General features: G+C 61.5%; 10 protein-coding genes. 6 read left to right on the top strand and 4 right to left on the bottom strand.

Annotation, left to right across the window (positions count from 1 at the left end; genetic code table 11):
• Complete coding sequence (locus tag AC1Q80_RS08690) at positions 1–765, top strand: M15 family metallopeptidase (RefSeq protein ID WP_492360160.1); 765 nt, start codon at positions 1–3, stop codon at positions 763–765.
• Positions 766–804: 39 nt separating this feature from the next.
• Here the strand turns inward: AC1Q80_RS08690 and AC1Q80_RS08685 are convergent, their stop codons facing one another.
• The 3 genes from AC1Q80_RS08685 to fumC form a co-directional block, all read right to left on the bottom strand.
• Entirely contained in the window at positions 805–1,455 is a 651-nt protein-coding gene (locus AC1Q80_RS08685) for a L,D-transpeptidase (RefSeq protein WP_492360159.1), read from the bottom strand.
• Between the two features lie 173 nt (positions 1,456–1,628).
• Complete coding sequence (locus AC1Q80_RS08680) at positions 1,629–2,699, bottom strand: GGDEF domain-containing protein (protein WP_173420140.1); 1,071 nt, start codon at positions 2,697–2,699, stop codon at positions 1,629–1,631.
• 210 nt (positions 2,700–2,909) lie between these two features.
• Entirely contained in the window at positions 2,910–4,301 is a 1,392-nt protein-coding gene (fumC, locus tag AC1Q80_RS08675; RefSeq protein ID WP_492360158.1) for a class II fumarate hydratase, read from the bottom strand.
• A gap of 532 nt (positions 4,302–4,833) precedes the next feature.
• Here fumC and AC1Q80_RS08670 point away from each other — a divergent pair.
• Entirely contained in the window at positions 4,834–6,726 is a 1,893-nt protein-coding gene (locus tag AC1Q80_RS08670; RefSeq protein WP_492360157.1) for a L,D-transpeptidase family protein, read from the top strand.
• A 243-nt stretch (positions 6,727–6,969) separates the two neighbouring features.
• Here the strand turns inward: AC1Q80_RS08670 and AC1Q80_RS08665 are convergent, their stop codons facing one another.
• A complete protein-coding gene (locus tag AC1Q80_RS08665) occupies positions 6,970–7,647 on the bottom strand; it encodes an HAD family hydrolase (protein ID WP_492360156.1) in 678 nt (225 codons plus the stop codon).
• 223 nt (positions 7,648–7,870) lie between these two features.
• Between AC1Q80_RS08665 and rpiA the strand changes: the two genes are divergently transcribed.
• The 4 genes from rpiA to AC1Q80_RS08645 all read left to right on the top strand — a co-directional run bounded on the left by rpiA (position 7,871) and on the right by AC1Q80_RS08645 (position 12,477).
• On the top strand, positions 7,871–8,566 hold the full coding sequence (gene rpiA / locus AC1Q80_RS08660; RefSeq protein ID WP_173420136.1) for a ribose-5-phosphate isomerase RpiA: 696 nt from the start codon (positions 7,871–7,873) through the stop codon (positions 8,564–8,566).
• A 120-nt stretch (positions 8,567–8,686) separates the two neighbouring features.
• A complete protein-coding gene (locus AC1Q80_RS08655) occupies positions 8,687–9,235 on the top strand; it encodes a DUF2059 domain-containing protein (RefSeq protein WP_173420135.1) in 549 nt (182 codons plus the stop codon).
• 227 nt (positions 9,236–9,462) lie between these two features.
• Positions 9,463–10,854, top strand: coding sequence for a glutathione-disulfide reductase (gene gor, locus AC1Q80_RS08650; RefSeq protein ID WP_492360155.1), 1,392 nt, complete (start codon positions 9,463–9,465; stop codon positions 10,852–10,854).
• 249 nt (positions 10,855–11,103) lie between these two features.
• Entirely contained in the window at positions 11,104–12,477 is a 1,374-nt protein-coding gene (locus tag AC1Q80_RS08645) for a class II 3-deoxy-7-phosphoheptulonate synthase (RefSeq protein ID WP_077503918.1), read from the top strand.
• The last annotated feature ends 109 nt before the right edge of the window (positions 12,478–12,586 follow it).

Raw genomic sequence — 12,586 nt, 5'->3', positions numbered from 1 at the left:
GTGTTTCTGTTGGTGTGCGTCGGCGATACCTTGGCTGACGACCCGACGCTCCGAGAGAAACTCGAATTGCTCGCCAGGGCCTATCCGGAAGGGATCGCCGAGGTTGGCACAGGTACGTTGACGCTGCGCGATGGCGGCACGGCGCTTCCGATCGATGACGGCAGGCAGAAGAGCCACGCCGAGAAGCTCGCGTCCGGCGACATCGAAGACAGTCTTTCGCAGATCTATCCGCTTGGCGCCTGCGCAAAGCCGCCGCCTAAGGATTTCGATCCGGGGCGCATCCGCAGCGAAGCCTTGATGAAACGTCTCTATGGCGGCAGCGCTGCGAGCGCCAGGCGCGATCTCGTCACGGTCAACTGGTTCGGCGAGCGCCTGATGGTCACCCGCAGGCATGGCGTGGCCAAGGCACTGCAGTCAGTAGAGGCCGAACTCACCTCACGACCGAAGCTGAAGCGGTATCTTGTTCCCAGTGCCGGGACTTTCAACTGGCGCAATATCGCCGGTACGCGCACGCTCTCGGTGCACAGCTTTGGTGCTGCGATCGATCTCAATACCGCCTTTGCCGACTACTGGCGTTGGGCCGGCGGCGCCAAGAGCGGGGCAGCACCTTACCGAAACCGCTATCCGCTCGACATCGTCGAGATCTTCGAGAAGCACGGCTTCATCTGGGGCGGGCGCTGGTATCATTTCGACACCATGCATTTCGAATACCGGCCGGAATTGATCGCCATCGCGAGACAGGCGGGCGCCTCCGCCTGTCGCTAGCCGCCGTTGCGCGCCAGTCTCTTTGGGGAAACCAACCTGTCAGTCGCGAACGATCACCGTCGCGCCGATCTCGACATTGGCATAGAGATGCTCGACGTCCTCGTTGGCCATGCGGATGCAGCCCGATGACATGGCCTTGCCGATCGACAGGGGCTGGTTGGTACCGTGAATGCGGTAGATCGTCGAGCCGAGATACAGGGCGCGGGCGCCGAGCGGGTTGTCGATGCCGCCTTCCATGCTCGCCGGCAGCACCTTGCCCTTCTTTGCTTCACGAACGCGCATGTCTTCCGGCGGGATCCAGGTCGGCCACTCGGCCTTGCGGCTGACGGTGTTGGTGCCTGTCCAGAGAAACCCTTTGCGCCCGACGCTGACGGCGTATTTGACGGCGATACCGCGGCCAACGACGTGGTAGAGCCTGCGCTCGGAGTTGTCGATGATGATGGTGCCCGGCGTTACGGTTGCCGGGATGGCAACGAGTTCTCGGGCGATCGGCGACCGGTTGATGTCGCTGCGCTTCGCCTTCTGCCTAGTGCCGCCCTGCGACAGTACCTGAAGCCAGCCGGTGTTGGCGGTGGCGCTGTCGAGCGAGGCAACGGTGATCGGATCCTGTCTGACGTCTTTTGCGTCGGCGGTCGCCGATGCTCCGGCCATCAGGGCGGTCGCTATCATTGCTGCAAGAATGCGCTTCATGTCGGTTCTCCCCTCGAATTGTGGGAACCGATCGCGCTTTTCGTAGCCGTTGTTCCCTGTTGTCAGGGTTGTAGCGGGTGCAACCTGATCTGGCTGTTTCCAAGGGAACGGGGAGGCGAAACGAAAATGGCGCCGATCGGGCGCCATCTTACCAAGGGAGTGTCGAGAGTTCGCTAGCGCCTGTAGATCAGCCAGTTGCGGCCGGATTCCTTGCGCATGCCGTCTTCGAACAGCATCGTCTTGTTGCGGCCGGCATTCTTGGCGGAGTAGAGCGCGATATCCGCCTTGTTGTAGAGGTCGACGGCATCCTCGGCGGCGGTCGCCATGCAGACGCCGACCGACAGGGTGATCGGGCCGTAATTGACGCCGGTCTTGGAGTTGCGGAAGGGCGTTCCCGCAAGCACCGTGCGAATGCGATCTGCGACCTGCAGGCATTCTTCCTGGCTGCTGTCGTTGAGGATGATGGCGAATTCTTCACCACCAGTCCGCGCCACGAAAGCATCGCGCCGGACATTGGCACGGATGACGCTGCCGACTGTCGCCAGGATCTTGTCGCCCACGGGGTGTCCGAACGTGTCGTTCACCTTCTTGAAGTGGTCGATATCGGCGACCAGCAGGCCGGTGAAGTTCTTCTGGTGATCGTTGTTGTAGACAGCTGCGAGATTGTCGTCGAAGGCGCGGCGGTTGGCGAGCCGCGTCAGCGAATCGGTGTTGGCGATCCGCTTGTACTCGTCGAGTTCCTGCCGGATGACCTCCATCTCGAAGGACTTCTGCACCACGGTCTGGACGCGTTCCTTGCCCTGGCTCATCGTGTCGGCGGTTGCTTCAGTCAGGATGCCGATGGCGTGGCGCAGGATGTCGGCGCTGGAAGCGCTCTTGCTGGTTATGTTGACATAGGCTTCGTCGAGAACCTTGTTGTAGTTTTCGAGCGCATATTGCTCGTCCTTCAACAGGTTGACGAGTTCAGCCAGCTTGGCCGCAAGACTGGTATGGGCGCGTTCGATGCCGGTCGAACGGTGGATATGGCTGAAATACTGCGCGCCGATCGCGTCGAGTTCTTCCTGGGTCGCCCGGCTGCCGAGGGCGGCGAGCTCCTTGGACAGCTGCGGGTTCGAACCGAGATAGGCTTCGTAATAAAGCTCGTAATTGCGCGGTATCGGCGAAACGCCCATCATGCGCATCGCATGGGTTACCTGCGCTGCGATATCCGGAGCCTGCGTTTTTCCAGATGTGGCCGTTTGCATCCGCAAACCCTCAATATTACTCATTGCTTACGGGTACTGATTTTTAGGGGCAAATGATTTGCGAAGTCTTAATGATTGTTTTCGCGAACGAAGACAATTCGACTTAACACCGATAATGCGATTTCCCTTTAGCCCGGGCGAGGGCGCTGCCGCGACGCCGATAGAAGGGCCGCGGCAGCAACAAACCGATCAGGCCGGCAGATCTGCCGATCAGGCCGGGCTGATCATCGTTTCCGGGCGGACGACCGCGTCGAACTCTTCGTTGGTGACGTAGCCGCCGCCAACTGCTTCTTCGCGCAACGTCGTGCCGTTCTTGTGCGCCGTCTTGGCGATCTTTGCGGCGTTGTCGTAGCCGATCTTCGGCGCCAGTGCCGTCACCAGCATCAACGAGCGATCAAGGGCTGCCTTGATGTTGTCTTCGCGGGCTTCGATGCCGACGACGCAGTTGTCGGTGAAGGAGACTGCGGCATCGGCGAGCAACTGCACAGACTGCAGGAAGTTGTAGGCCATCAGCGGGTTGAAGACGTTGAGTTCGAAGTGGCCCTGACTGCCGGCGAAGGTCAGCGCAGCATTGTTGCCGAAGACCTGGACGCAGACCTGGGTCAGCGCTTCGCACTGGGTCGGGTTGACCTTGCCCGGCATGATCGACGAGCCCGGCTCGTTTTCCGGCAGCGACAGTTCGCCGAGGCCCGAGCGCGGGCCGGAGCCGAGGAAGCGGATGTCATTAGCGATCTTGAAGAGGGCGGCGGCAGCGGCGTTGATCGCGCCGTGGCTGAAGACCATGGAATCGTGGGCGGCAAGCGCTTCGAACTTGTTCGGCGCCGTGGTGAAGGCAATGCCGGTGATCTTGGCGATTTCGTCTGCAACCTGTTCGGCAAATCCAACCGGTGCGTTGAGGCCGGTACCGACGGCGGTGCCGCCCTGGGCCAGTTCGCAAAGGCCGGGCAGGGTCATCTCGATGCGCTTGATCGAGGAGGCGACCTGGGCTGCATAGCCGGAGAATTCCTGGCCAAGCGTCAGCGGGGTTGCGTCCTGGGTGTGGGTGCGGCCGATCTTGATGATGTGATCGAACGCCTTGACCTTGGCTTCGAGCGCCTTGTGCAGGTGCTTCAGGGCCGGCAAGAGGTCGTGGATAACGCGCTCGGCGCAGGCGATGTGCATGGCCGTCGGATAGGTGTCGTTCGACGACTGGCTCATGTTGACGTGGTCGTTGGGGTGGACAGGCTTCTTCGAGCCCATCACGCCGCCGAGCATTTCGATCGCCCGGTTCGAGATCACCTCGTTGGCGTTCATGTTCGACTGCGTGCCGGAGCCGGTCTGCCAGACGACGAGCGGGAAATGCTCGTTGAGCTTGCCGTCGATGACTTCCTGCGATGCCTTCACGATGGCGTCGGCGACGGTCGCATCGAGGCGGCCGAGTGCCATGTTGGTGCGGGCGGCAGCCTGCTTGACGATGCCGAGGGCGCGGACGATCGACGCCGGCTGCTTTTCCCAGCCAATCTTGAAGTTACCCAGGGATCGCTGGGCCTGGGCGCCCCAGTAGCGATCGTTTGCCACTTCGATGGGGCCGAACGTATCTGTTTCCGTGCGCGTCGATGTCATCGTGATCCCTGCCTTCGTCATGCGGTTCATGAAGTCTGGGCGAGGGGACGCGGCCGCAACCGGCTGTCCCTCCCCAAGGTGCCGGGCCTCTCTCTGCCCCGGCTGGAAAGGCTTGTAAAGAGCTGGTCTCGGCGCTGGCAATGCTACAATCGTTTGAAAGGCAGGCTTGCGACGAAACGCGGCTCTGACGCCATGCAATGAGTGATTCGCCTTCTTCTCGCCGCATGCGTATTTCTTGTGGCGTTTCAGTCACATTCGCAACCTTCCGTGCCGTCAGGAATGCTGTGCACTGGCCGCGGACGCCCATTGCTGCAGCATTAATGTCGATGCAAATCAAATTTTTATGCCCTTTCGAACGTCCTGGAAATGAGCCGTTTTTTTCGCTTCATCGAGGTGGTTTCATGCGAGTTCGGGCAGGCGCGTTTCCTTTTCATTCACCATCCTTTTCTATAAGTTTTGGAGCACGAGGGCGTGGCGAGGAATTGGCTAAAGCCGAGTTCGGCGACAACGCGATACGGGGACGCAGTTTCACATGAGAATTTTTAAGACGGCAGCGATCGTAGCGCTCATGAGCGGTTGTGCGGTCGCGACTTTGGATGCTCGGCCGGCATCGGCCTTCTCGCTCGGCGATTTCATCCGCGCAGGCAGGAAGAAGCCGGAACCTCAGCAGTCGCAGCCGCAGTCGCTTCCAGGCGTCGGCGCCATGGTCGAGCCGCAGCAGAATGCGGTTGCCAAGCCTTTGCCGAAGGTCACGGGTCCGCAGTATTACACCTACAAGGCCGATCCGCTGCGCCGGATCGCAACCGACAAGCTGCTGGATCCGGTCGTAACCGGCTCTGTGCGCAATGGTGCGCTGCCACCGATGCTGCGTACGCCGCTCGCAGATGCTCGCCAGTTCATGCCTGACGTCGATGTGCGCGCAACCGCAGCCGTCGCAAAGGCCATCGAGACCCATTACGGCTCGCGTTCGGATTTCGTCTGGATCGACGGCACGGGCGTGAATGCACGGGCGAAGTCGGCGATGGCCGTGCTTGCCGAGGCGGCGAAGGTCGGGCTCGATCCACAGGATTATGCCGTTGAGGTGCCCTCCGACGATTTCGATCGGGGCGATATGATCGCGCGCGAAAAGGAGCTTGTTCAGTTCGAACTCGCATTGTCCGCAGCCACCCTGTCCTATGTGCAGGACACCGTGCGCGGCCGCATCGATCCCAACAAGATTTCCGGCTATCACGATTTCCAGCGCAAGACCGTCGATCTCGGCGCCTTCCTCGACAAGCTTTCGGCATCGACCGATGTCGCCACACTGCTCAACGATCAGAACCCGAAGAGCGCGCAGTTTGCCGCCCTGTCGGTGGAGCTTGAGCGTCTGCGCGCGGAAAAAGGCGTGGAACAGCGCGTCGAAATTGCGCCGGGCACGCTCTTGAAGCCGGGCCAGAGCAATCCGGAACTTGCCAACATTGTCGCGGGCATTCGCATCAAAGGCTCCGAGACGCTGAAGGCGGACCACGCTGCGGTGCTTGCGGCCTACCAGGGAACGCCGGAGTACACCCCGGAGCTGGTTGCACTGGTTGAAGCATTCCAGAAGGAACATGGCCTCAAGGCCGATGGCGTGGTGGGGCAGGCGTCGCTGCGCATCCTGACGGGTGGCGACAGCATGGCCGCCAGGATCAACAAGCTCGAAGTCGCGATGGAACAGGCGCGCTGGCTTCCCGATGGTCTTGGCAACCGCTACGTCTTCATCAACCAGCCGGCCTTTACCGCGTCCTATACCGACAACGGCACCGAGCAGTTTTCGATGCGTGTGGTCGTTGGCTCCAAGGCAAACCAGACCTATTTCTTCCAGGACGAGATCCAGACCGTCGAGGTCAACCCTTACTGGGGCGTGCCGCAGTCCATCATCATCAACGAGATGCTGCCGAAGCTGCGCAACGATCCCAATTATCTCGATCGAATGGGCTATCAGGTGGAAGTCGGCGGCCGTTCGGTGCCGTCGTCGTCGATCAACTGGAACGGATCGACTGCGTCTGTTGCGGTCAGACAGCCGCCGAGCAGCGACAATGCGCTCGGTGAACTGAAGATCCTGTTCCCGAATGCACACGCCATCTACATGCACGACACGCCGTCGAAGAGTTTCTTCAAGCGCGACCAGCGTGCGCTCAGCCATGGTTGTGTGCGTCTAGCCGATCCGCGCCGGATGGCAGCAGCCGTGCTTGGCACCAGCGTCGAGGATGTCGGCAAGGAAATCGGCGGCGGCCGCAACAAGGCACTGCAGGTGCCGCAGAAGGTTCCGGTTTACGTCGCCTATTTCACGGCCTGGCCGAACAAGGACGGTGTCATCGAGTATTTCGACGACGTATACGAGCGCGACATGTACATGAACCGCGCCTTCGAGGCGACCCGCAACGCCCGCCGGGCCGAGGGGTAAATCTGCGCCAAAGAGGCTCGGTGGGCATTGATGCCATCCGTGTTCACGGAATTTGCGACCCCATGGAGAACCTCCGTGGGGTCTTTTCATTCTGGCGGTCGGCGAAGGAGGGGCTGTCACGTCGCTTTGGTGCGCGTCCGCCAACCCATCGGGCATCGCCAGTCCTGCGATCCGTCTTGGCGATGAAGTCAACCGTTGCTGTGAAGCGACTTGGGTCTTCCAAGCCGGCTCCGGGGCCGCAATTCACTTGCCGTTGAAAAGTCCCGTGACCAGTTCCGGCGTCAATTCGTCGAAGTGCTGGATGATGATCGTCGGCTCAAGGCTCTCGATCGGAACGTCGGAATAGCCGAACGGGACGGCGATCGATGGGACCACGGCGTTGCGGGCGACGAGGATATCGTTGAGGCTGTCACCGACCATCACCGAGTGCTGGGCGCACCCCCCGGCATTGGCGATCGTGCGCAGCAGATGGTCCCCGTCCGGCTTGCGGATCTCGAACGTGTCACCGCCCGACACCGCAGCGAAGCGATCGAGAAGGCCGAGGCGCTCAAGCAGGCGATTTGCCAGCATTTCCGGCTTGTTGGTGCAGACGGCGAGCTTGAACCCGGCTGCAGCCAGCCGGTCGAGCGCATCGAGCATGCCGGGATAGGGAAGGGAATCACCGGGCATCGAGCCATGATAGAAGTCGACGAATTCCTTCATCTGCCAGGCGAGCGCATCTTCATCGAGCGGCTTGTTGCGCATGGCGAACGTGCGCTCGATCATCGCGCGGGCGCCATGGCCGACGAGGTGGGTGAGGTCGCGGTACGTGACGGGCTCGACGCCGGCCTGGGTCACCGCATGGTTGAGGCTCGCCACCAGATCCGGCGCCGTATCGACAAGAGTTCCGTCGAGATCAAAGACGACAATGGGAGAAGACAAGGAGAGAACCTCGCGTAGCGGGAAAGGGTTGCCGTTCGGGTAGGCGAAGTTGCGCCGGAATGCAATGGCAAGTGTGCGTGGGAAGGGTGCGGGAATCCGGGCGGCGCCTTTGAATTTGGCTTTTGTTTGCCGCTTGGGGCGTGTAAGTGTCTCAGCGGAAAACGGATGACAAAGGTGGGCTTACCACATGCACATCCGGTGAACATAAGGGAGCGACTGGCGCATGGACGCCCGCCAAATGAAAATCAAAGCCGCGGCAGCGGCGCTCGAACATGTCGAAGACGGCATGCGGCTTGGCATCGGCACGGGGTCGACGGCGGAAGAATTCGTTCGGCTGCTGGCCGAAAAGGTCGCCTCAGGCTTTCGCATCGAGGGTGTTCCGACCTCCGAGCGCACGGCACGGCTCTGCCTGGAACTGGGCGTGCAACTGAAGTCGCTGGACGAACTTCCCGAACTCGATCTGACGATCGACGGCGCCGACGAGGTCGACGGCCGCCTGCGGCTGATCAAGGGTGGCGGCGGCGCGCTGTTGCGTGAAAAGATTGTCGCGGCTGCTTCCAGGCGCATGATCGTGATTGCCGACGAATCGAAAGTCGTCGACGTTCTCGGCGCGTTCAAGCTGCCGATCGAGGTCAATCCCTTCGGTCAGGTGGCAACGCGGATCGCCATTGAAAAGGTGGCTTCGCGGCTCGGCCTTACCGGCGAAATTTCCGTGCGCAATTCAGGCGACGGCCCCTTCAAGACCGATGGCGGACACCTCATTCTTGATGCATCTTTTGGCCGTATTCCTGATGCAGATGCGCTCGCGGGAGAGCTGAATGCCATTCCGGGCGTCGTCGAGCATGGACTTTTCATCGGCATCGCTTCGCTGGCAATTATTGCTGGACCGGAAGAGGCACGCATTCTGACCGCGTCTTGAGCCGATTCCCGTGGCTCCGCCAGGAGCCGGGACGGTGAAGAAAACAGGTTACCACACATGCGGGCCTGGCGGCGGCAATCGCCCGGGCAGCATGCGACAAACACAGGAGCATGGATAAAAATGAACAAACTCGCAGGTCTTGTCCGCACTTTCGCAGCCACCGCGGTTCTCCTTTCTGCATCCATTCCGGCAGTCCAGGCTCAGGACGTGTCCGAAGAACAGATCAAGGCCGCTCGCGCGACCATCGCGGCACTTGGTGTCACCAACAGCTTTGACAACATCCTGCCGAACCTCGCCGAGCGCCTGAAGAACACGCTGATCCAGGCTTCGCCGAACTTCCAGGAGCTGATCACCGCGACCGTCGACGAGAAGGCTCTGACCTTGGCTGCACGCCGCGCCGACCTCGAAAACGAAGCTGCGACGATCTACGCCAAGACCTTCACGCTGGAAGAACTGAACGCCATTTCCGAGTTCTACAACTCGACGGCCGGCAAGAAGCTTCTGAACGATGGCCCGATCGCTTCGCGCGAACTGTTGAAGGCTGCCGACATCTGGGCAGCTGGCGTGTCGCGCGATCTGAACACGGAAGCGACGAAGTCGCTTGACGCCAAGGTCGGCACGTCGGCCCCGGCGCTTGTTGAAGGCACGCCGGCGACGCCGGCTCAATAATCTGAGATAATCTGAGGCCAGTTGAACTGACCTTGGGCCAGCCCGACAAAGTCATCACGTTTTGAAGAGCCCGGAGCAATCCGGGCTTTTCTTTTTCTGCAGTGCAACACTATATGTGCCTGCAACGGGGCTCCCACCCCGGGCGGGGCATGCCGTCGGCGAAATGCCGACCGGACGGTGCTCCCATGATCCCAATTTCCGTTTGCACGACCTTCAGGAGTTCGCCCATGCCCGCTTTCGAATATGACCTCTTCGTGATCGGTGGCGGCTCCGGTGGCGTCAGAAGCGGTCGGCTGGCGGCGAGCCTGGGCAAGAAGGTCGCAATCGCCGAAGAATTCCGCTACGGCGGCACCTGCGTCATCCGTGGCTGCGTGCCGAAGAAGCTCTACGTTTACGCGTCGCAATACGCCGAGCACTTCGAGGATGCAGCCGGGTTTGGCTGGACGGTCGGTGAAAGCCGCTTCGATTGGCAGAAGCTTGTCGCCGCCAAGGAGCAGGAGATCACGCGGCTTGAAGGTCTCTACCAGAAGGGGCTTGCCAATGCTGGCGCAGAGATCCTGCGTACCCGGGCGGAACTCGTCGGCCCGAACACCGTTCGTCTGCTCGACACCGGCAAGACCGTCACCGCCGAGCGCATCGTCATTGCCGTCGGTGGGCATCCGACGCCGCACGACGCGCTGCCGGGACACGAACTCTGCATTTCCTCCAACGAGGCCTTCGACCTTGCGGAACTGCCGAAGTCGATCCTGATCGCCGGCGGTGGCTATATCGCTGTCGAGTTCGCCAACATCTTCCACGGTCTCGGCGTCGAGACGACGCTGATCTATCGCGGTAAGGAAATCCTGTCGCGCTTCGACCAGGATATGCGCCGCGGTCTGCACGCGGCGATGGAAGAGAAGGGTATCCGGATCCTTTGCGAGGACATCATCCAGTCCGTGGCTGTCGACGCCGACGGTAAACGTGTGGCGCAGACGATGAAGCACGGCGAGATCGCCGTCGACCAGGTGATGCTGGCGCTCGGCCGCGTGCCGAACACCAAGGGACTGGGGCTTGAAAGCGCCGGCGTGAAGACGGATGAGCGCGGCGCGATCATTGTCGATGCCTTCTCGCGCACCAGTGCGCCTGGCATCTATGCGCTTGGCGACGTCACCGATCGCGTGCAGCTGACGCCGGTCGCGATCCACGAGGCGATGTGCTTCATCCAGACCGAGTACAAGAACAACCCCGTCTCCCCCGATCATGACCTGATCGCAACGGCTGTGTTCTCCCAGCCTGAAATCGGCACGGTCGGCCTCAGCGAAGAGCAGGCCGGACGCCAGTTCGAGGACCTGGAAGTCTATCGCGCCGAGTTCCGGCCGATGAAGGCGACGCTTTCCGGTCGCAAAGAAAAGACGATCATGAAGCTGATCGTCAACGCTGCCGACCGCAAAGTGCTGGGTGTGCATATCCTCGGCCACGACGCCGGCGAGATGGCGCAGTTGCTTGGCATTTCGCTCAAAGCCGGATGCACCAAGGACGATTTCGACCGGACGATGGCCGTTCATCCGACCGCATCCGAAGAACTCGTGACGATGTATGCGCCGTCCTATCGAGTGCACAAGGGCGAGCGGGTTAACTGAGCCCGCCGCCGCTTCGCTTTCCCTGACGCTGAAAGCCATGAATTCTGGTAGGATGTCTTTCCAAGCCATCGCTTAACGTCTATAAGCCCGCATCCGCGAAGTGACCGGCTTCGGGCGGGCGCCAAGGCTTGGGCCAAGCGCTGGAGCAGGGCGCGGACGCAGTGAAATTTCCGAATACCGGGCGGTATCAAAGCCGTCAGGGCGCGACCCGCGCGGACCGCAGTCCGCGGCAGACAACAGGTGATCGAAATGGCACAGACTTGGACTCCGAATAGCTGGCGGCAGAAACCCATCCAGCAGGTGCCGGACTATCCGGACCTTGCTGCATTGACGGCAACGGAAGCGAAGCTCGCGAAGTATCCGCCGCTGGTGTTTGCCGGTGAAGCGCGGCGTCTGAAGAGCGCACTTGCCAATGTTGCCGAGGGCCGCGGCTTCCTGCTGCAGGGCGGCGATTGCGCCGAAAGCTTTGCCGAGCATGGTGCCGACACGATCCGCGACTTCTTCCGGGCGTTCCTGCAGATGGCCGTGGTCCTGACGTTCGGCGCACAGCAGCCGGTGGTGAAAGTCGGCCGTATCGCCGGCCAGTTCGCCAAGCCGCGCTCGTCCAACATCGAGAAGCAGGGCGACGTCGAGCTGCCGAGCTACCGTGGCGACATCATCAATGGCATCGAGTTCACGGAAGCCGAACGCGTTCCGGATCCGGAACGCCAGATCATGGCCTACCGCCAGTCGGCTGCCACGCTCAACCTCCTGCGCGCATTCGCGATGGGTGGCTATGCCAACCTCGACAACGTGCACCAGTGGATGCTTGGCTTCGTCAAGGACAGCCCGCAGGCAGAGCGCTACCGCAAGCTCGCCGACCGGATCTCCGAGACCATGGATTTCATGAAGGCGATCGGCATCACCTCGGAAAACCACCCGAGCCTGCGCGAGACCGATTTCTTCACCAGCCATGAGGCGCTGCTGCTCGGCTACGAGCAGGCGCTGACGCGCGTCGACTCCACCTCGGGCGACTGGTATGCGACCTCGGGCCACATGATCTGGATCGGCGACCGTACCCGCCAGCCCGATCACGCCCATATCGAGTACTGCCGTGGCATCAAGAATCCGCTCGGCCTGAAGTGCGGTCCGTCGCTGACGGCCGACGGCCTGCTGGAACTGATCGATCTGCTCAACCCGGCCAATGAAGCCGGCCGCCTGACGCTGATCTGCCGCTTCGGCCACGACAAGGTTGCCGAGCACCTGCCGCGCCTCATCCGCGCGGTCGAGCGCGAGGGCAAGAAGGTCGTCTGGTCCTGCGACCCGATGCACGGCAACACGATCACGCTCAACAACTACAAGACCCGTCCGTTCGAGCGGATCCTGTCGGAAGTCGAGAGCTTCTTCCAGATCCACCGTGCGGAAGGTTCGCATCCGGGCGGCATCCATATCGAGATGACCGGCAACGATGTCACCGAATGCACGGGCGGTGCGCGCGCGCTTTCGGGCGACGATCTGGCTGATCGCTACCACACCCATTGCGATCCGCGCCTGAACGCGGACCAGGCGCTGGAACTGGCGTTCTTGCTGGCCGAGCGCATGAAGGGCGGACGCGACGAGAAGAAGCTGGTCGTCAACGGCTGATCCTGACGCAGCGCCGCACGGTTCAGTTTTTCTGACTGTCGGGCGACTGCTATGAAATTGACAATGCCGGGCCCGCTCGCGAAGCTGGCCCGGCATTTTTCATTGAGGG

This window comes from Ensifer sp. GW823-FHT05D09 (assembly GCF_058795755.1).
This window is presented reverse-complemented; position numbering and strand designations above follow the sequence as displayed.